Genomic DNA, 21,095 nt, shown 5'->3' with positions numbered 1-21,095 from the left:
CCTTAGGAGGCGGTCAGCCGCCACCTAAGTTCTTGCCCTATTTCCTACGCCTCATCCAAAGCAGTATCATCATGCTTTGTTTTCTTCTGTCTCATTTTTTCGATTTCATGTTCAACATCATCAGCGTATTCTAAGTGCATGTTACTACTATGATCACTTGACCACTGACTTGTATAGCCCGTATCCACACGGAGCTCCATTTCCATAATACGATCTTCAAGTCGCTGGAATTCCGTAAAGGCACTTTCTGAATGCACATTCTCCATAGAATATTGCATATGTTCTTTGGCTCTAGCAGCATTGGCCCTTGCGACTAAAGCATGTTTTTGATCTTTCAACTGTTGGAACTTCTCTTGGAGTTCTTCCAATTGCGATTTTAACTCTGCGACTTGTTGTGAGGCTTTTTGATACAAATCTTTATAATAATCAACTTTAGCTTCGTAATGCTTCATCTCACCAAGTGCTTTGCGCGCCAGTTGCTCTTCACCGGCATCAAACGCTAATTGTGCTTGTCTTTGCCGTTTGCTTGTCTTTTCAATGGCCTGTTCCATTTGCTTTTCAAAGCCTTTTTCAATCATCTGTTGTTTGACAACGGAGTCCTTCGCTTTTGCTAATTCTGTTTCCATATCTCTGAGATATTGATTTAACATCACAACAGGATTTTCCACTTTATCCAAACCATCGTTCACCGACGCTACCACTATATCACGAATCCTTTTAAATACCATGTTAATGCCCCCTATTTTTCATGATTTTATTCCATTCCATATCAAAATGTTCCCCATTGTCATTGTGATCGTCAAAGTGAATATCGACTTCCGGTCCTTCTGCAGCTGGCTTGTCACGGTTATCTGGGTGTTTCATCAACCGCCAACCAAGATAGATACATCCGATTGAAAGAACCGCAGCAATCATGAATGGCAGTGAACCGACTAACAGCATCAAGCCGATAATCAAAACAATCCAACCCAATATGGGGTGCTGATTCTGGATGTGCTTCCAACCATAATAGGTAAGGACAACGCCTAAGATGAGCGATATGATCCCACCAAGGTGAATACCGAGCATGCCAAATAATGTGATGATCCCTAAGGTGAGTAAAATGAGACCTGCTACAACTTTACCCGTCATATGCTTCCCTCCTTTGCTAACTAGTTATAGTTTAAGAAAAATCAAGATTTCCCATAACGTACTAGAGAAGAGTTTTGGCATAAGACCTTGGTCTTAAGTCGTATACGACTGGATTGTTCAGCTTTCTAAAAAGTGGTTATAAAAAAAGATTGACGGTCTTTAAGACGAGTTGTTAGAATAAATTATTGTCAGCCAAAACAAAATATCCTTGTATATGTTCGAGAATAAGGCTTGAACGTTTCTACGAAGCTACCGTAAATGGCTTTGCTACAAGGTGTGCGTCAGGTAAAAGAATCACTTTTCCCTGTTACGCCCCCTTATTCGCAAAGCTTCGGTAAGCATTCCTTACTGAAGCTTTTTCGTTTATCGGGACAATTTTAAAAGGAGGGATTGGGAGTCAAATGAACGCTTTTTTTAAATTTAATGAACGCGGGACCAATCTCAAACAGGAGACGTTAGCAGGGGTTACAACCTTTCTCGCTATGGCCTATATTATGATTGTTAATCCCATTGTCCTTAGCGATGCTGGAATGGATAAAGGTGCTGTTTTTACAGCCACCGGGCTTACGATTGTCTTCGGCTGTCTTTTAATGGGGATTTTAGCGAATTTTCCTATTGGTGTCGCACCTAGTATGGGGCTGAACTCATTCTTCACTTATTCTGTTGTTATTAATTTAGGCATCCCTTGGGAAAATGCACTCACGGGTGTGTTCATCGCAGCTATATTATTTCTGATCCTTAGCTTATTAAAAATCCGTGAAAAAATCGTTAACGCCATTCCACAGGATTTAAAATTCGCTGTATCAGGCGGGATTGGTTTTTTTATTGCTTTAATTGGTTTGAAAAGTGCAGGGATCATTAAAGCCAACGAAAGTACATTGGTCACACTTGGTGATTTGACTAAGCCGAATGCACTACTCGCCATTTTAGGATTTATTCTCATCGTCCTTATGATGGTTCGCGGTTTCCGGGGCGCCATCTTCTTTGGGATCATTATTACCACGATTGTCGGTATCTTGACCGGCGTGATTGATGCACCGAAGCAGATCATTGGGGCGGTCCCTAGTATGGCACCGACTTTCGGCGTTGTTTTCGACCATATCCCCGATATTTTCTCTAAGGATATGCTGACGGTCATATTCACCTTCTTATTCGTGGCTTTCTTTGATACGGCAGGAACGCTAATCGCCATTGCCAGTAAGGCAGGCTTGGTCAACAAAAATAATGAAATTCCAAACGCCGGACGTGTCCTCTTATCCGACAGCTTAGCTTCAACATTTGGTTCGATTACCGGGACGTCGACAACCGCATCGTTCATTGAGTCTACAGCGGGCATCGCCGCTGGCGGGCGGACAGGATTCACGGCCATCGTCATTGCGATCTTATTTGCGTTATCCTTACTATTTTCACCTTTAATTGCCGTTGTCACTTCCGCTGTCACAGCCCCAGCCTTAATCATTGTTGGCTCGCTCATGGCAGCCCAAATTAAAGAAATTCGTTGGGATGAACTGCATTATGCCATTCCCGCATTCATCACGATTATCATGATGCCGTTAACCTACAGTGTTGCAAACGGTGTGGCGCTTGGCCTGATCATCTATCCACTCACCATGCTTGCTGTGAAGAAGCACAAAGACATTCATCCGATTATGTATGTACTGTTTGTGATTTTCATCCTTTATTTTGCTTTCGTCTAGATACAAGGCTAGGAAAAAAGTATATGAGTCACAGAATCCATCCGAACTGATTAATCAGTTCGGATGATTTGTTGAAAATAGCATTTCTGTCGTTGCTTCATCAAAATCCTTCGCTTGCCGCGGGCAACACTTCAGCGAGGTCTTCAGCTGTTGCCTTTCCCGCAGGACGCTAGTAAAGGCTTCTTGAGTAAGCGGCGTTGAGGAACACACTAAGTTTCAGTGTTCCGAACCTCGAACGCCTTCCTCTCCAATCAACGAAGGGTAAAAAAAACCCTAGCCTTAATAATTAAGTGAATGTCATGGATTCATCAATCTTAAAATCGCCTGTGCGACGCCATTATTGTCATTGGTCGCTGTTACCCAGTCGGCTTCATTCCGAATATCATCATTCGCATTGCCCATCGCAACAGCTGTACCCGCAGTTTGGAACATACTGATGTCATTATAGTTGTCACCTATAGCCGCCACTTGTTCCAACGGGATCTGTCTTGCTTCAGCAAATGTTTGTAAAGCGACACCTTTCTGCGCCTGCTTAGCTGTGATTTCCAGATTATCATAACCTGATGAACTGACAGCAATTGATGTTAAACGATTGATCTGTTCCTGAGCCTTGGTGGTTTTGGCTTGATCCAATGAGAAAGCCAGTAATTTAAAAACTTTAATGTCACTGCGGCCTAAAACGGAGTCATAATCGTCAATGACTTGAATTCGCCCTTCCTCTAACCGGCGCCTGGCACCGCGGACAACTTCTTGATAGTCATGCTCAGGGTCAGCACTCATGAAAATATCCACGATAAGTGACAAGGCTTTATCGCGATCGTTAGTATAGGTTCCATTGTTTGTATAAACTTCATAGTAAATGTCGCTTGCTTGTAAAATGTTGCGAGCGGATTGAACTAACTCCGTGCCGAGCGGCGTACTGCTGACTTCACTGCCGTCAGGATGTCGAACATCGGCGCCGTTGACACATATCTTTGGTAAACTCAAACCCGCCTCATCAAGTACATAATCGGCCTCAGGGTTGGAACGTCCCGTCGCAATCACGATCTCGACACCCTTAGATCGCGCTTCCCTAATAGCGGCTGCATTTTCCTCACTAATCACATGTTTATTGTTAAGCAAGGTTCCGTCCATATCAATAGCAATACAATTAATCATGTCACCAGGCTCCTGTATATTGTCTTTTTAGTTGATCGTTTATAGATATGTATTGGTTTTTGCAACAAAAGAGCAAGCCGCAGCCTGCTCTCTTTATCATATATTATTCCATTTCCGATGCAAAGGCTTCCGCAATGAGACGATAAGAATTGATCTTAGCTTCAATATCCGGGATAAGCGACACGAGCATCAATTCATCCGTATTGTAGAGTTGGCTTAACGCTGTCATTTGCTCTTTAACCTTATCCTTTGTACCGACAATCATCCGCTTCCGGTTTTCCTGAATGCGGTAGCGGTCATAAGGTGAATATGGATAGTTCATCGCATCTTCGACTGAAGGAGCTTTCTTTCTTTCACCTTTTTCTATCAGTAACAGAGACAAATCAAGCGCTGAAGCCAGTCGCTCGGCTTCATCCTCCGTTTCACCACAGATGGCAAAGATGGCCACCAGCGTCTGCGGTTGGTCATTAATGATGGATGGCTGAAAACGATTCTGATACCAGCGGACAATTTCGGCGCCGCCTTCACCGTTAATGAATTGAGCAAACGCGTATCCAGCTCCGCGCTGGGCGGCTAACATGGCGCTGCCCCCACTGGAACCTAAGAGCCACATCTCGGGCGTTGTTTCTAGCTGTGGTGTGGCCTTCAGCCCTCGAAAGCGGTGATTGTCATCTGCAAGGTCGTACGTATACGTCATCAAATCATCAAGCTGTCCAGGATATTGATCGATGTTTGTCATTTTTCCTTCTTGTAATGCTTGTGTCGCAAGTGGCATCCCGCCTGGTGCACGGCCAAGCCCTAAGTCAATGCGATTAGGGTATAGTCCCTCTAAAACCTTGAAATTTTCGGCAACTTTATAGGCACTATAATGCGGCAGCATGACACCACCGGAACCAATACGCAGTCGCGATGTTTTGGCACCCAAATGACTGATTAGCACCTCTGGGCTTGATCCTGCTAAACTTGACGTGAAGTGATGTTCAGAAACCCAAAAGCGGTGGAAACCTAATGTCTCAGTTTCCTGTGCTAAACGCGCGGTATCCGCCAATGCCTGTGCGGCGGTTTTGTCTTTAGGTATCGGTGATTGATCGAGCACACTCAGTTTTACCATAGCCTGATCACCCTTTCTCACCTATCATTATATGCGCCTAAAATGATATTACGCTTGGAATGTGCTCGAAGTAAACTTTGTATGAATCTGACCTTTACAACGCGGCATAATTCTGAATTTATAAACTTCTTTCTGAGATGCTGGGACAAATCTAAAACAGGATACTATATGAAAGCAAGTTTTAGCTGAGGCCGTGCCCGCAGCAAGCGAAGTATTTTGACGAAGCGATGCCTCAAATTAATCATACAACCGAAGGGTCACTTTCCCCTTGCTGCAGGAGATACATCTTATGGTACAGGCCTTCTTGCGCCAATAAATCCTGATGGTTGCCGCTTTCGACAATTTCGCCGTTGTGTAAGACTAGGATTTTATCAGCGTCTTGGATGGTCGATAACCTATGAGCAATCGCAATCGTTGTCCGGCCTTTGCGCATTTTTGACAAAGCCGTTTGAATGGCTTCTTCCGTTTCGGTATCAACGTTGGCCGTTGCTTCATCCAGAACGAGAATTTTAGGATCAATCGCCATAGTTCTAGCAAAGGACAATAGTTGACGTTCACCGCTCGAAAACATCGATCCCCGTTCCGGGATGGGCTCATCATAAGTGTTCGGCAATTTTTGTATAAAATCATCAGCTTGAACAAATCTTGCGGCCGCTGCCACGTCCTCATCAGAGATATCTTGGCGGCTTAATCTCACATTGGAAGCGACATCTCCTGAGAATACAAATGGATCCTGCAACACCAGACCGACTTTCCGGCGCAATTCACTGTCATCATAGGCCATTAGCGACGTACCATCAATCGTGATGTCACCCTTTTCTATCGGATAAAAGCGCATTAATAAATTTGTAATCGAGCTTTTTCCGCTGCCGGTATGTCCAACAAGCGCAACGGTCTCACCAGGATTTGCAGCAAATGTAATGTTCTTAAGCACATTGGTCTTGCCGTCATAGGAAAACGTCACATTGTTAAATTCAATTTTCCCGTCACTGATAGCCGGTTGTTCCTCCTTCAATCCAGACTTAACTGGGGCCACCGTTGTCTCATCTAAAAGGCCAAAGACACGTTCAGCTGACACGGTCGCTTGCTGAAAATGTTTCAATTGTTGCATTAAATCATTTACCGGCTCAAAGAAACGATCCAAGTAGTTCGCAAACGCGTAAATGACACCAACTGAAACAGCGGCATCAAACGATTGGACACCAAAATAACTGAGAACAACCACAAGTCCAATCACGTAAATCATTTGGACAGCCGGTCGCAGCAGTAAGCTATTTAAACTAATATTTTTACGTTCGGCATTTCTATGTTCCAAATTAATTGCCGCAAATTCCTTGCGCAGTCGCTTTTCTTGGCGCATCGCTTGAATCATGTTCATGCCTTGAAGCGATTCATTTAATCTTGCGTTGAGTTCGCTTAACTTTCCCCTGGCTAGCCGAAATACGGCGGAACTGAGTCGCCGATAGAGATACATTAAAACAAATAAGATTGGAAGAATGATCAAGCAAAAAAGAGCGACCCTCACATTCAATGCAAACATCCCGATGAATATCCCAATCATGAATACAGAGCTTTGCAAGATCGTTGACAGCACAGTCACGAAAAATTCCTTAATCTCCTCGGTATCGTTTGTCATCCGCGAGATCAAACTGCCACCAGGGGTCTTATCAAAAAAGGCCAATCCCAGCCGTTGAACTTGATTAAACACATCCACACGAAGCTGTTGCACGATTCTTAGTGCGACTTTCTGAAAAGTTATTAATTGGAAATAATTACAAACAGATGAACCAACATAGAGTAAAACAAAAGCTATGCCTAGACCCGCTAAAGCTCCCCAGTCAAAATCACGCGGTGTTAAATAGCTATCGATAAATACTTTAGCAAGAATCGGACCGAGTACGTCGGCAGCAGTAGCCAATATTAAAAGAATAAATGCTCCCACTAACGTTTTCTTGTGCGGCTTAGCATAACCTAGCAAGCGGCGGAGCACGTTATCCTTCGATAGCTTTTCAGTCGTATAAAATTGAGACACTTTACATTCCTCCTCTGGCTACAAAGGATTCTAGTTGTTGTCGGCGGTACATCGTTGCGTACCAACGGTCATCGGTCATCAAGCTTTCATGCGTACCGCGCTCAATGATACGCCCATCATCAAGAACAATGATGAGATCAGCGTGTTGAATGGCACTAAGACGGTGAGCTGAGATCAACGTTGTTTTATTTTGTCTATGACTCTTTAATGAGGCTAAAATCCCTTCCTCAGTACGTGCATCAACCGCTGACAGGGCGTCATCCAAAACAAGGATTTCTGGATTGACGAGCAAGGCTCGAGCAATGGATATCCGTTGCTTTTGACCTCCCGACATCGTGACACCCCGTTCCCCGACAACCGTTTCGTAGCCATCAGCAAAATTCATGATATCCTCGTGAATATGAGCGATGTTTGCTGCTCTTATAATTTCATCCCTCGTTGCATCAGGATGTGCAAATGCGATATTTTCACCAACCGTTGCCGAAAATAGGAAATGATCTTGCGGCACATAGCCGATCGCTTCTCGAAGTCTGTCCACCTTATAATCATAAATGGATGTTCCTCCAATTTTAATATCGCCGTCTATTCCATCATCTTCACGCAGCAGCAACTTAAGCAGTGTCGATTTTCCACTACCTGTTCTGCCAACAATCCCTAACGTTTGGCCTTGGGCCAAAGCAAAATGGATGTCGCTTAATGCTGCAGGCATATCCGCATCATAATGAAATCCCCGTATATCATAAGAGATGTGACCACTCGGGACTTGATCCAAGGCGTTATCGCGGTCAACAATATCGGGTTTAACTTGTAGAAGATGATGAATCCGGTCATAAGAGGCCCGGCCACGCTCAACGATGTTGAACAGAAGGCCAAAGGCCAGCATCGGCCAGACCAACTGTCCTAAATAGAGTGTAAAACTCGTCAATTCACCAATTGTCATCGTTTGATGAACCACAAAGACCGCTCCGAAAACGAGGGTCAAAAAATAAGATAAACCCACAATCAATGTGATCGTTGGATCAAAGAGAGCATCCACCTTGGCTACGGAAATATTTTTATTAACCACATCTTCCGATTGCTCCCGAAATGAATGCTGTTCCGCTTGTTCCTCACCAAACGCTTTAATGACGCGAACACCTGAGACATTCTCCTGAACTTTATCATTTAAGTCAGCAAAGGCTTCCTGCGCTTTATGAAAATGCTTATGAAGTAGCGAACCATAATGACTGATTGCCCAGGCCATAAACGGCATCGGAATCAGCGCAATGATAGCCAAACGCCAATCAATCACAACGGCCATCGTGACAATGACCATAGCTCCCATCGTAATTGAGTCGACCAACATTAAGATGCCCTCACCTGCTGCTTCTTGGACAGCCTTAACATCATTCGTGGAATGCGCCATTAAGTCGCCGATCCGACGCCTGCCAAAGAATTTCGATGACATGTTAGTAAAATGTTGATAAAGACGATCACGTAATTGCTGTGCTAAGTTGATGGCCGAACCAAAAATCAGCAAACGCCACCCATAGCCAAATCCATAAGCTGCTAGCCCTGATCCAAGTAAAATCACGAGCCACATCATGAGATTTGTCCCAGTTAATGTATCAAGTCTAATGTCATCGACAATGACGCCAACAATATAAGGCGGAACCATGGACATGAAACTTGAGCACATCAAGAGAACAGCCCCACATAGATACATCCACTTTTTTTCTTTAAAATACCACACAAGATCCGCAAAAATTTTCATACCCATACCCCCAAACTGCCTATAAAGACATAGGAAAATACCATGGACATCAAACCCAACCCATGGCATGACCCAGCTGTTTCTATTTTTGAATTTTAATATCAGTAAAATTGCTAACGTTGATATTATACTGAAAATAGCGACGGAAAGTAAAGCGTCAATCCCTCTAACGTCCCTGATTTTCACGATCTATAGAACAGAAATATTAAAGAACAGAATACCTATTGAACAACCACTATTTTTAATAAGACACATCCTTATGATTCATGTTATATTGTAACAAGAATTTTCCGTTAAGGTGTGGAATTATGGACCGCTTAGAGATGACCTTTGTACCGCAATTGCCGGGTGACGGTAAATGTTTTGTTTGGCTAACCGACGGGCGCGGCAAACCTAGACCTCAGAAAAATAATAACTTATATTTTCACTTGCTTGATCGTCCGGAATGGCGGGAGGTTTTTGATAATGAACAGCCTAATCAAACGACCTTGACGATTCGTTCGGATGAACGTTCAGATCACATTACCGGCTTATGTTTGTCCATGACAGCAATTCAGCGATTGTTAACCAACCATTGGTTTCATGACAGTTTGACAAGGCAATTTAGGTATGGCGAATCCTTCAACTATTTTGACAACATGCTTCATAGCATTCAACCGATGTTGGCAGAGGGACACTTTTTTCCGATGATCACCCACTTTGGTCCAGATCATCACCTTCATTATTTCAGTCATTGGTTACTGGACCATCGCATCTTAACAGAAAGCCGTGTTCAGCAGGAGTGGCTTAAAGGTATGCCGCAACAAGTATTAACACCCGCACTCCTAGAACCGTTAACACTCAACCAGTGGCTCTATCTCGTGATTGACACATTTGCGCATCAACTGATCAACCAATCATTAGGCACGTCCAACCCCATGCAGGGCCAAAACCAGCAAGATGCGTATTCGCGATGGTTAAATGCATTAATGTCAACGGACGACCAAACTTTGGCTACCACTGACACAAAAGATGATCAATCGTCGTTGGCTAGGCTAGAAGCCACCGTTAATGAACACAGCAAGAGCTTTTTAACAGGAGCCAACCTTCAAGCTTTAAAACATTTGAAAACGTTTAAAGAAAAGCACTTTGAAGCAGTCATTCAACCAGAAGTTATAGAATGGCGTCTAGAACCCGATGATGATCAGGAACCGTTTTCCGGACATACTGAGTGGGCATTAGATGTTAAAGTGACTGGGACTCAAGATGGCGAAAGCGGCACCTATGATTTAGATACGTTTCTTAGCAACCATCCCGATCATTCGATATGGTTCATGAATGCTATCCAGCCAATAAAAGACCGTCATCCATCCTTATATATGGAGCTCTCCCAGTTTAAATCATTGTGCTTCTTTTCAACGGATCGTGTGCTCCGGTTAAACGCGGATAAAGACGATCTGGCTCAAGCGGGCATTCAACTTAAGTTCCCGTCATGGATGAAATTAAGTAAACTTAAGCAACCGGTTCAACTTGACTTAAATATTGATACGGACGTATCCCATTTTGATTTGTCGACCATTGTCGATTTTGACTGGCGCATCTCGTTAGGGGATGCGGACATGTCCTATGATGAGTTTCAACAATTGATGGAACGACAGCAACAGATCATCAAGTCAGGGGATGAATGGATTGAACTCCCCTTAGAAGCGGTTCAAAAGGCCTATGAAACGCTCAAACAAGTTGAGGGAAAACAATCCCAGACAACCGGGTGGGATGCGTTAAGAGCAACATCTTTGCAAGGTGATGACACAGATGTTCAATTCAATATCCACACACCGGAAAAAATGAATGATTACTTACAATCACTAACGGAACTTAAAGGTAAAACGTATCAGAAACCCCGGAACTTTTACGGTGATCTACGACCTTACCAGAAGAAAGGTTATCAATGGCTGGTTCATTTATATGATAAAAAGATTGGCGGCTGCCTTGCTGATGATATGGGGCTCGGAAAAACGATTCAAACCATTACGTACTTGTTGAAAACAATCAAACGCGGAGAGCCCGCATTAATTATTTGTCCGACGTCGCTAATCCGTAACTGGGCCAATGAGTTACACACATTTGCGCCATCTCTAAGCGTCAGTATTCATCACGGACCAGAGCGTATGGGGCCGGACTCATTTGCAAAGGAAGGACCGCAGTACAATGTGATTCTGACGAGTTACTCGTTGATAGCCAAAGACATCGCTACGTTCAAGGCCATGGGTTGGAACAACATTATCATTGATGAAGCGCAGACGATCAAGAATCCATCAGCGAAAAAAACTCAAGCGATCCGGCAGCTTGAAGGCAAACACCGTCTAGCCTTAACAGGTACACCCATTGAGAATAAACTTGAAGAGCTTTGGTCGATTATGCAGTTTCTCAATCCTGGTTATTTTGGCTCGCTAACCGATTTTCGTGAGCAATTTATTACGCCAATCGAAAAACATCAAAATGATGTGAAAACAACCGTGTTGCAGAAATTAATTCATCCATTTATTTTACGGCGGAAGAAAACAGATCGGCGGATTATCAAAGACTTGCCTGATAAAGGTGAACACAAAATGACGTGTCATCTCGCACCACAGCAAGCGTCCCTTTATCAAAAAACCGTTGAAAATCTTATGGAACAAATTGAAGAAACAGCAGGCATGAAACGGCGCGGTCTAATATTAACTTCCTTAAATCGGCTGAAACAAATTTGCAATCACCCAGCCTTGGTACAGACAGACGCCCAACCTGATCTCATATCATCCGGCAAGTTGTCCGCCTTTTTTAACATTCTAGATCCTTTAATGGCCGAAGATGAAAATGTCCTTGTGTTCACGCAGTACGTTCGCATGGGCCATATGATTCAAAGCACAATCGAACATCAATATCCGGATGCTCAGGTCGCGTTTTTCCATGGACAGCTTAATGCAAAAAAACGTCAGACCGTCGTTGATCATTTTCAAGACCCAAGTACACAGAAAAAAGTCCTGATTTTATCATTAAGGGCTGGTGGACTAGGTTTAAATTTAACCGAAGCGAATCACGTCATCCACTTTGATCGTTGGTGGAATCCGGCGGTTGAAGAACAAGCAACCGACCGCTCGTACCGGATCGGCCAATACAAAAATGTCGAAGTCTATAAATTAATCTGTGAAGGCACACTAGAGAAGCGAATTGACGAGCTTATTGATAGCAAAAAGGCATTAACAGAAAATATCCTTGGTCAAGGGGATCAGTGGTTAACAGAAATGAACGACCAGGAAATTTACGAACTGGTTCAATTACGAGAAAAGGTTGATCTTTAATGAATCGTGGATCGATAAGACTTAGAGGGGTCAAAGAACGTCTTGAAAATGATTGTTTGGATTTAGCTGATGATAGCCGTTTAACCCGCGGAAGACGCTTATACAAAAGCGGTAGTGTTGAATCCTTTCATCTTAATGATTATGGGCGGGAGGCCATGGCTGCTGTTCAAGGCAGCCGCGCCTACACCTATCAAGTCATGCTGCGGCTAACGACAACCCCAGATTATGTCGTCAACAACGTCATGTTCGGCTGTGATTGCCCTGACGATGCCAGAGTATGCAAACACATCGTCGCCGCGGTCTTGTACTGGCTGGAACATATGAATGACCTTCAGATGGTATCAACAGACCATCGAAAATCGAAAGCTAACCCAAATCAAGATCGTTTGCATGAACAACTAAATCAACCAGCAGCGATTGATACGCTTATCAAAAACTGGCGCACCCATGGCACGCACAAACCAAGTCAAGATTTTCGTGATATCAGACAATGCGTCCGGGATGCATTTAAAAATCAATAATGATGTAAGCTGCATCATCCTGCTGATGCAGCTCAGGGTATACTATGAAGTCAAAAGGGATGACTGATTTAAAATATGAAATTAGTACAATAACCTTTTAAGTCAACTGGATGTTGAGATAGAAAAGGAATTAAATCAGTTAAAGTAAAAAAAGACATCTCAACCAAGAGATGCCTCCACCCGTCTCCTTATATTCCCTTAACCCTTCACAATCGCCTGGTAACCTTTATGCTGTAACTCATCTTTGAGTTCATCCGCATTCTGTCGTTTCTTAAAGGCACCCACTTGCACTCTATAAAACGTGCCGCTCATATCTACGGACTGTTTTACATGCTCGGGCTTTCGGTAGTCGGCTCCGATCCAATTGCACATTGCACGGACTACAGCTTCCGCAAAGATTTGCCGTTCTTTTGATGTATTTAACAGGTTATAATCATGTTCATTATCGATAAAGCCGTATTCAACAATGATCGTTCGAACTCTTCCAGTTAGCCGGTGCATGTAGTAGTAATCGAGACCGTTCTGATCTCTTCGACTATAAGTCCTGCGGTATGACATACCACCAACATCCGCAATGCCGTGACCCAGCTTTTCGGCAAGTTTGGCATTCGTAAATATCGAATGGATCGTTTCACAGCCGCTACCACCACCAGCGTTGAAGTGGTTACTGATACAGAAATCAGCGCCACTGTTTTTGACAATATTAGAGCGTTCCGATGAATCTAATGTGATATCATGATCTCGCGTAAGTGATACGGAAACGCCAAGTTCCTTAAAACGGTGGTATTGATAAAGCGAAACATCTAACGTCCAGTCCTTCTCTTTTGCTCCGAAACCATGAGTGCCTGGATCTTTTCCACCATGTCCAGCATCAATGATGATTGTCATCATCATCACCCCTTCCTTAGATTTGCGATCGATGTTTCATCCGATACGGCCAGCGGCTGCTCTTTCATCCGTTCCGGAAGCATCACAATAGATTGATTCAACGTATCCAGCTTTCGTTCAATGCGATGCAACAGATACAGTGTCACAACAGCCGGAAAACCAACATCACTAATGAGAGACAACCATTGTTCCACGATCTTCACTCCTCCTTATCTTGAAGATAGAAAAAAGAGAGAGCCTAGCCCTCCCTTTCCTTTTAACCTTTTAACCTTTTAACCCAATTCAATATCTGTAACATTTCGTTCAACGATGCGAGCACCCTTTTTGGATACAAGATTACCGCCAGAGGATGAGAACGCATCTTGCTCAATGATGCTATCCATCGCCGCTGAAATAGCAGCAGCATCAGCCGGTTCAACAGGGTTGTCAAGACTATAGGTAACGGTGTGCTCTTCTTCATTATAGAATTGCAAATCGAGTTGCTTAGCCATTTAAATCCCTCCCTTCCTTTCCTGTCATTCATCTTTCGTACTAACCAGCAATCGTTAACGTGTCATCGCGCTCAACGTTAATGAGCGGCAATGTCTGAAGCGGTTCAAGTGCTGTTGCAATCGTGTACAGTTGATCAGGTGTTGCTGAAATTTTGACGTTATTGAAGCTTTTGTGCTTAGTTACCGGACTGCCTTTTTCATCCACTCCGGCATCAAAGCTTAACTGCATGCGGGAATCCACTTTTGTTGAAGTCGCCATGTCTGTCACCTCCCTTCACCCTATATATAGAAGACAGACAACAAAAAGGGGGTGAGTTAACTCATATTTTTAAAATAAAATATCTCTCCATACAAAAAACCCGTATCATTATTCGATACGGGTTTTCGTTACTTCATTTGTATGACTAGTCATTCCGTTGTTGACGGCGGTTTTTGTGTTGACCGCCGCGACGGTTAGAGGATTTATAATTATTGTTCCGGCCTTTTTGGTAGCCTCTGCCTTTATTATGAGGCCGACCGCCGCCTTTGTTACGATTGTTGCGTTGGCGGGAACCGCCTCCACCTCTGTCTCGTTTTACGCTAACAGGCGGAATATCTGTAATTTCGACCGGCGTCTGGCTCGGTTCTTTGGTTAGAGCTTTAAGAGCTGCTGATACCAAATCAACGGCTGTATGCTCTTTAAGAAGCTCTTCAGCTTTCCCTTGATGCTTTGATTGAGAACCGTCGTTCACAACATCCAACAATTGTTGGATCGCATGCTGTTGACGGCCTTGAAGGGCTTCAGCCTCCGACGGTTTCGGCTGTTTGCTTAATTGCTTTTTCGTCATGCCCTCAATTTTGCGCAAATGATCCATCTCCGGCGGGGTCACAAATGTAAAGGCCCAACCACTCTTACCTGCCCGACCGGTCCGGCCGATGCGGTGCACATAGCTTTCAGGATCCTGCGGGATATCAAAGTTGATGACGTGGGTTACGCCACTAATATCAAGTCCTCTAGCCGCAACGTCCGTAGCGACAAGGATATCAATGGTTCCTCGCCGGAACTGCGTTAGAACGCGGTCACGTTGTTTTTGCCGCAAATCACCGTGAATCCCCTCAACGTTAAAGCCGCGCTTTGTCAGCGCCTCCGTCAATTCATCCACCCGGCGTTTCGTCCGGCCAAAAATAATGGCTAGTTCTGGGGTGTAAATATCAAACAACCGCGTCAGAGTATCAAACTTTTCTCTTTCCTTAATTACATAGTAATGCTGTTCAATATTGGTGACCGTCAATTCTTGAGCTTTAACCGCAATGACCTTGGGTTGATGCATAAACTTCTCAGCGATGTTTTGCAGTTGCTTCGGCATAGTCGCGGAGAACAACATTGTGTGGTGTTGGGTCGGGATTGCTCCAAGGATTGTCTCAATATCCTCAATAAAGCCCATGCTAAGCATTTCGTCAGCTTCATCAAGAACAACTGTCGACACATCATCAAGGCGAATCGTTTTACGACGCATATGATCCATAAAACGTCCCGGGGTCCCGACAATAATCTGTGGCCGGCGCTTTAAAGCTTTAATTTGGCGATCAATATCTTGGCCGCCGTATACAGCCAAAGTTCTAATACCTTTAACTCTGCCGATCTTATTCAATTCATCGGCGACTTGTATCGCTAATTCACGGGTAGGAGCGAGCACAACACCTTGTGCGTTTCTACTTTCTGTTTGCAGATTTTGAATGAGTGGAATCCCAAATGCAGCCGTTTTTCCTGTACCCGTCTGTGCCTGACCGATGATATCCTGACGTTCCAATCCCGGAGGAATCGCTTCTTCCTGAATGGATGTCATTTCTTCATAGCCCATTTGGCTAACAGCTTTGAGAAGTGGTTCGTGAAGATTTAACTGTGAAAATAATACCAAAAACCATTAACTCCTTTACTTTTTATATAACTTTTTATTCAAGCTCTTGCCGGTCTATCCATACACCGGTCATGTCTAGTGAAAAAAGGGCGTGATTCCATACACGGAATACGCCCTTTCTGAGATTCAATGTGGATCACATGTATTATAAGCGAACGACATTGACAGCTTGCGGTCCGCGTCTGCCTTCTTCAACATCGAATTTAATTGATTCACCATCTTCAAGCGTTTTGAATCCTTCACCTTCGATCGCTGAGAAGTGAACGAAAACATCGTCGCCGCCTTCTCTCTCAATAAATCCGTACCCTTTTTCGGAATTAAACCATTTAACTGTACCTTCCATTTGAGTCGGCCTCCCTAATTAAATTGGATAAAAAGTTGAATACCGTCAAACACTTCTTTCGTCCATTAGGGCAATTCATCAGAGGCCGATAAAGGTTTTTCGATGTCCGTACTTTTTAACTTTATAAGCTTATCATAAGATCATATCAAAAGCAATGGATGAAGGAAAGTTTATTCAAATCAAGCCGATGCTCCTATCTAACAAGATACCATGTTTTCTTAAGAATTATACAGTCTGACTCAAATTATTTATGTAATCAAGCATCCTTCACTGATTTCCTTGATTTCTGTTCTCGATATCTCCCAACGCTGTCTTAATTTCCAACAAAATTCGACTAAAGTCTGTAAATACACTGCCTAAATTCATGATCACTGTCGTATCTTTCTCTTGTTCATGAATGATATGGTAATTCGATTCTAATTCTTGCTGCGCTTTATTTAAAGCATCCCGTAACAATTCAACAGAAACTTTATTTGAATAACTGACAAAACTTCCAAATAAGTTCAGACATCCTGAGACGGATCTAATAGTCTTGCTAAGATTGTAGACATGATCCGTTTTCGTATTAATATCCATTAAACTTCTAACAATTCCCCTCACTTGAATGATCATTCGTTCAATCACTTTCATATGATGGATAAGCTCACTAATTTGACTTCGAGCTTTCTTCTGCAGCGGGCTATAGCGAAGGTTTTTTCTGGCTGATTCTAATTCTTGAAAAATATCCTCGGCTTCAGCCACCAAGCGTCTCGCTTCCAATAAGCTGTACATCACATCATGGTTGGATTGATTGGACATTTCCACGCCACGTAAGACCGTTGCGGTTTTATGACAAAGTTCAGGCATTCTGCGTTCAAACGCTGGTATAGGGTTCGGCGGGCGAATCAAAATATTGATTAAGACGCCTGTGACCGAACCAATTAAAGTTTCAAAAATTCTTGCAAGCGCATAGGCCTCCTGTTGACCGAAAAATAACACGAGTAAAGCACTAACGCTAATTTGTACCAATAAATAAGGGGGAAATTTTAAAGCCGTCGAAATGCCGAAACTGATTAACACAACCAATGTGATTGATAAAGCATTAAGCGGCAACCACTGTCCAATGATAATGCCGATACAGACGCCGCCAACCGCCCCCATGACTCGATAAAAAGCCCTTTCTAACGTATCAAACACAGCCACTTGGATGATCAAAATCGCTGCCAACGGCGCAAATATTGGAAAGGCACTATCAACAACATTATTAGCAAAAAACCAAGACAAACCAGCCGCCAGAGCTGTTTTGGCCACTTGAAACGTCAGTCCGATCTTCTGAAAAACATTGATACTCTCTCTGAACAGCATGTTGAATCCCTCATTTATAAACGACCATCTTCCCATATTATGTACGAGAAAGGGTCCTTGCATAATGTTTCAAATAATATACGAGGGTACCCTAGAAATAAAATACTTGGGCACCCTCGTATTCGGTTGATTTTATGATTAATTGTGGCAATTGTAAAGTGATTTGCGGCTTCTTTAAAGAGAATTGCGCTTTCCTGCACATAATTGCGCTGTTTTTAAACGGAATTGCGCTGTTTTACATTTATTATGATGTTATTTTGCCACAGAACGATCTTCACGACACACAATTTCCGATTTGATTTGCTCCGTGATATCATCAATTTTAGTGAAATCCATGGCGTTAACGTAGATGGTTTCAAGTTGATCATGCCATGCCTTGGCATTCGCCAAATGGGCTGTTGCTTCTTTCATTCTTTCCGAATATCGTTCCGATACATCTTTTAATCCAACGGCATATTTTTCATCAACACCTGGTTCGATGACCCGCTCATACATATCAATCACTTCGTCACTGTCACGTTCTGGATAATGTTCATGCGGCGCCGTGCTATCAAAAATCGCAAAATCTAATTCTCTAACAATAATCATATCTAGACTATACGGATCAAAACCACAATGATAAACCTCAACATCAAAACCACGGTCTTCAGCCATCTTTGCCAGCGTCTTCAACATGGTTGATTTACCCGATCCCGGACGACCTTTAATAAAATAACGTTTAGCGACGTCTGATGTTAAATTCGGTATGAAATCAACGGCACCTTGTGGCGTCGCAGCTCCCAAAAAGCGATGCCGGACATCCGCCGTCTTATTCAATACTTGGTCCCCATAAAGTCTATTGATCAATTCATCTGTCAGTTGGTTGGCTTGCTCACGATCAAGATGGTCAATGTAATACGCCTCCCACTCATCGTGAATTGTTAACGCTTCTTGAAAGCAAGCATATGCGGCGTCATATGCCGCACGATTATTTTTCTGAATGCTTAAAATCTGATCTTTTTCTTTGGCTAATGCTTCCGAATCCCATGCTACACCTAGATTGACATACTCCTCGATAGCTCCAGGAGCTTTTGGCTCAATCACATGCGGTGCCGTTCCATCAACAATACCCACTGTTAATGTCGGAATAATCACACCATCAATGGAACCATTATCGGATGCGCAATGTAAATATTCAATATCAAATCCTTTTTCGAGCCATGTTTCACCAATGGTTTTCATTAACGAAGATTTACCTGTTCCTGGACCGCCTTTTAGAATAAATACACGTTCAAGATGTTCTAGATTCGTAGCAAAAAGATCATGAAAGCCTCGGGCGGTATTCCCGCCTGCATAGTAATTTAAGACCTGACCTGACATGTACTGACGCCTCCCATTTAAGATCAATCATTGACTCAATACTCTAAGGTATGCGCAGCCTTTGTAATAGGTGAGTGCCTAGGATACAAAAATTATGATTGACAGTTGTGTCATGATCTCGTATCATTATTTTTAAATTAAAAACCCTATACGGATAACTTCTTATCCAGAGAGGTGGAGGGAACGGCCCTTTGAAACCTCGGCAGCGGGCTTCAAAACATGAAGCACCGTGCCAATTCCGACAAGTCTTTAGGCTTGTAAGATAAGAAGAGCGTGGTTGTTTCATATGCAATAATGATTTGAACCCCTCTTCTTACTGAAGAGGGGTTTTTATTATGCTTATTTACGTTTACAAGGGAGTGAGGCAGCAATGATTGAACTGAAAGGACTCACGAAAGTCTACGATTCGGGTGAATCACAAATTAAAGCCATCGACAACGTGAACTTAACTGTTGAGAAAGGTGATATATATGGTGTCATCGGCTTTAGCGGGGCAGGTAAAAGCACACTGTTAAGGTGTGTGAATTTGCTTGAATATCCTGACCACGGTCAGGTCATCATTAACAATACTGATTTAACGAGACTAGCCAAACCTAAACTCCGTGAAGAACGGAAGAAAATCGGGATGATTTTCCAACATTTTAATCTTTTAGAATCCAAAAAAATCTATGACAATATCGCTTTTCCTTTGAAACTTCTCGGTGAAAATTCATCAGCTATTAAAAGACGGGTTGAGGAATTACTAAAATTTGTCGGACTCAGTCAACAGGCTGATCAATACCCAGACCAGCTCTCCGGCGGACAAAAACAACGTGTCGGTATTGCGCGGGCGTTAGCCACTTCACCTGATGTCCTCCTATGCGATGAAGCAACATCAGCTTTAGACCCGGATACCACGGCATCTATTTTAAAGTTGTTAAAAAAGATTAACCGTGAATACAAAATAACCATTCTCATGATTACACATGAGATGCAGGTGATTCGTGATATTTGCAACCGGGTAGCTGTGATGGAAAACGGACAAATCATTGAGGAAGGAAGCATTTTTGATGTGTTTTCCGCCCCTGAAACCACAACCGCCCAAAATTTTGTCAGTTCGGTTATGCAGGATGACATACCGGCATCCATCATAAAATCGCTGGAAAACGGTGCAGAACATATTTATCGCGTTACATTCATTGGTGATTCAACAAGTCAGCCGATTCTGTCCGATGTCGCAAAACAATTTAATGTCAACGTCAATGTCTTATACGGGCAGATTACCGAACTCCAGGAGACACCGTTTGGCCATTTAATGATTGAACTTCAAGGTGAGGCGAGTGAAATTAACAGGGCCAAACATTATATCAATCAAAACGTCCAAGTTCAGGAGGTCTTAGCTCATGCAAATTGAATGGAGCAGCTTTTGGCTGACCGTTGCCAATGCAACCTATGAAACCTTTCTAATGGTGGGGATATCTCTCATATTTGCAACCTGCATCGGGTTACCCTTAGGCATTGCTGTGGTCGTTACAAGACCGGGTCACCTATTAGAGAACAAAATCATTTTCAATATTTTAAATCCAATCATCAATATTATCCGTTCGGTCCCGTTTATTATTTTACTCGTTGCCATCATTCCATTTACCCGGTTGCTTGTACATACATCGATTGGTACTACTGCGACGATTGTGCCGCTCGTTATCTTTGCCGCTCCATACATCGGCCGGCTCGTGGAAACAAGTCTTTTGGAAGTCGATCCTGGTGTGATTGAAGCTGCTGAATCCATGGGGGCAAAACCTAGGCAAATTATTTTCCGCGTCCTTTTACCAGAGGCCCTCAGTTCACTCGTTCTTAATATTACCATTGCAACCATTGGTCTCATCGGTGCGACTGCGATGGCCGGCTTCGTTGGCGGCGGCGGTCTTGGTGACTTGGCTATTACTTACGGTTATCAAATGTTCAAAACAGACGTCATGATTGTCACGGTTATATTATTAATTGTTATCGTTCAATTGGTGCAAACAACAGGTAATCATTTATCCCGCGCAATCAGAAGGCGATAAACTC

Annotated in this window: 19 protein-coding genes and 2 riboswitches; of the genes, 5 read left to right on the top strand and 14 right to left on the bottom strand. The window is 43.2% G+C overall.

Features of this window, described 5'->3' with window-relative positions:
* Positions 1–44: 44 nt before the first annotated feature.
* Together B9Y89_RS07070 and B9Y89_RS07065 are read right to left on the bottom strand one after the other, a co-directional pair.
* Positions 45–728, bottom strand: a complete 684-nt coding sequence (locus tag B9Y89_RS07070; RefSeq protein ID WP_085522534.1) for a PspA/IM30 family protein — start codon at positions 726–728, stop codon at positions 45–47.
* Position 729: 1 nt separating this feature from the next.
* Complete coding sequence (locus B9Y89_RS07065) at positions 730–1,131, bottom strand: LiaF transmembrane domain-containing protein (protein WP_085522533.1); 402 nt, start codon at positions 1,129–1,131, stop codon at positions 730–732.
* A 188-nt stretch (positions 1,132–1,319) separates the two neighbouring features.
* A riboswitch (purine riboswitch) is annotated at positions 1,320–1,421 on the top strand.
* A 111-nt stretch (positions 1,422–1,532) separates the two neighbouring features.
* Here B9Y89_RS07065 and B9Y89_RS07060 point away from each other — a divergent pair.
* A complete protein-coding gene (locus B9Y89_RS07060; protein WP_085522532.1) occupies positions 1,533–2,828 on the top strand; it encodes an NCS2 family permease in 1,296 nt (431 codons plus the stop codon).
* A gap of 297 nt (positions 2,829–3,125) precedes the next feature.
* Here B9Y89_RS07060 and B9Y89_RS07055 read toward each other — a convergent pair whose 3' ends face one another.
* The 4 genes from B9Y89_RS07055 to B9Y89_RS07040 form a co-directional block, all read right to left on the bottom strand.
* Positions 3,126–3,986 (bottom strand): Cof-type HAD-IIB family hydrolase, encoded by an 861-nt coding sequence (locus B9Y89_RS07055; protein ID WP_085522531.1) that lies wholly within the window; start codon positions 3,984–3,986, stop codon positions 3,126–3,128.
* Positions 3,987–4,089: 103 nt separating this feature from the next.
* The gene (locus B9Y89_RS07050) at positions 4,090–5,097 is read right to left on the bottom strand and encodes an LLM class flavin-dependent oxidoreductase (protein ID WP_085522530.1); all 1,008 of its coding nucleotides are present in this window, start codon (positions 5,095–5,097) and stop codon (positions 4,090–4,092) included.
* Positions 5,098–5,338: 241 nt separating this feature from the next.
* On the bottom strand, positions 5,339–7,129 hold the full coding sequence (locus B9Y89_RS07045; protein ID WP_085522529.1) for an ABC transporter ATP-binding protein: 1,791 nt from the start codon (positions 7,127–7,129) through the stop codon (positions 5,339–5,341).
* A gap of 1 nt (position 7,130) precedes the next feature.
* Positions 7,131–8,882: an ABC transporter ATP-binding protein gene (locus B9Y89_RS07040; protein WP_085522528.1), complete on the bottom strand. Its 1,752-nt coding sequence runs from the start codon at positions 8,880–8,882 to the stop codon at positions 7,131–7,133.
* A gap of 308 nt (positions 8,883–9,190) precedes the next feature.
* On the opposite strand from B9Y89_RS07040, the gene B9Y89_RS07035 reads away from it, so the two are divergent.
* Entirely contained in the window at positions 9,191–12,202 is a 3,012-nt protein-coding gene (locus B9Y89_RS07035) for a DEAD/DEAH box helicase (RefSeq protein ID WP_176222139.1), read from the top strand.
* Positions 12,202–12,723: an SWIM zinc finger family protein gene (locus B9Y89_RS07030; RefSeq protein WP_085522526.1), complete on the top strand. Its 522-nt coding sequence runs from the start codon at positions 12,202–12,204 to the stop codon at positions 12,721–12,723. Before B9Y89_RS07035 ends, B9Y89_RS07030 begins: the two co-directional genes overlap by 1 nt.
* A gap of 198 nt (positions 12,724–12,921) precedes the next feature.
* On the opposite strand, the gene B9Y89_RS18755 is transcribed toward B9Y89_RS07030, so the two are convergent.
* The 8 genes from B9Y89_RS18755 to B9Y89_RS06990 form a co-directional block, all read right to left on the bottom strand.
* Positions 12,922–13,611 carry an N-acetylmuramoyl-L-alanine amidase gene (locus tag B9Y89_RS18755; RefSeq protein ID WP_176222138.1) on the bottom strand — a complete coding sequence of 230 codons (690 nt, stop codon included), beginning with the start codon at positions 13,609–13,611 and terminating at the stop codon, positions 12,922–12,924.
* A gap of 5 nt (positions 13,612–13,616) precedes the next feature.
* Positions 13,617–13,805, bottom strand: a complete 189-nt coding sequence (locus B9Y89_RS07020; protein WP_085522525.1) for a YvrJ family protein — start codon at positions 13,803–13,805, stop codon at positions 13,617–13,619.
* Between the two features lie 78 nt (positions 13,806–13,883).
* Positions 13,884–14,102 (bottom strand): DUF2922 domain-containing protein, encoded by a 219-nt coding sequence (locus B9Y89_RS07015; protein WP_085522524.1) that lies wholly within the window; start codon positions 14,100–14,102, stop codon positions 13,884–13,886.
* A 40-nt stretch (positions 14,103–14,142) separates the two neighbouring features.
* On the bottom strand, positions 14,143–14,361 hold the full coding sequence (locus tag B9Y89_RS07010) for a DUF1659 domain-containing protein (RefSeq protein WP_085522523.1): 219 nt from the start codon (positions 14,359–14,361) through the stop codon (positions 14,143–14,145).
* A 145-nt stretch (positions 14,362–14,506) separates the two neighbouring features.
* Positions 14,507–16,000, bottom strand: coding sequence for a degradosome RNA helicase CshA (locus B9Y89_RS07005; protein ID WP_085522522.1), 1,494 nt, complete (start codon positions 15,998–16,000; stop codon positions 14,507–14,509).
* A 145-nt stretch (positions 16,001–16,145) separates the two neighbouring features.
* Positions 16,146–16,343, bottom strand: a complete 198-nt coding sequence (locus B9Y89_RS07000) for a cold-shock protein (RefSeq protein ID WP_085522521.1) — start codon at positions 16,341–16,343, stop codon at positions 16,146–16,148.
* 267 nt (positions 16,344–16,610) lie between these two features.
* Positions 16,611–17,687, bottom strand: a complete 1,077-nt coding sequence (locus B9Y89_RS06995) for an FUSC family protein (protein ID WP_176222137.1) — start codon at positions 17,685–17,687, stop codon at positions 16,611–16,613.
* Positions 17,688–17,939: 252 nt separating this feature from the next.
* Positions 17,940–19,046: a PRK06851 family protein gene (locus B9Y89_RS06990; protein ID WP_085522519.1), complete on the bottom strand. Its 1,107-nt coding sequence runs from the start codon at positions 19,044–19,046 to the stop codon at positions 17,940–17,942.
* Between the two features lie 159 nt (positions 19,047–19,205).
* Positions 19,206–19,315: riboswitch (SAM riboswitch) on the top strand.
* Positions 19,316–19,416: 101 nt separating this feature from the next.
* On the opposite strand from B9Y89_RS06990, the gene B9Y89_RS06985 reads away from it, so the two are divergent.
* Entirely contained in the window at positions 19,417–20,439 is a 1,023-nt protein-coding gene (locus tag B9Y89_RS06985) for a methionine ABC transporter ATP-binding protein (RefSeq protein ID WP_085522518.1), read from the top strand.
* On the top strand, positions 20,429–21,091 hold the full coding sequence (locus B9Y89_RS06980) for a methionine ABC transporter permease (RefSeq protein ID WP_085522517.1): 663 nt from the start codon (positions 20,429–20,431) through the stop codon (positions 21,089–21,091). The genes B9Y89_RS06985 and B9Y89_RS06980 overlap by 11 nt, the downstream gene beginning before the upstream one ends.
* The last annotated feature ends 4 nt before the right edge of the window (positions 21,092–21,095 follow it).

Origin of the sequence: Tuberibacillus sp. Marseille-P3662, assembly GCF_900178005.1 — a bacterium.
Classification (GTDB): domain Bacteria; phylum Bacillota; class Bacilli; order Bacillales; family Sporolactobacillaceae; genus Marseille-P3662.
Note: the sequence above shows the minus strand (reverse complement) of the source record. Positions and strands in the feature narration are given on the sequence as shown.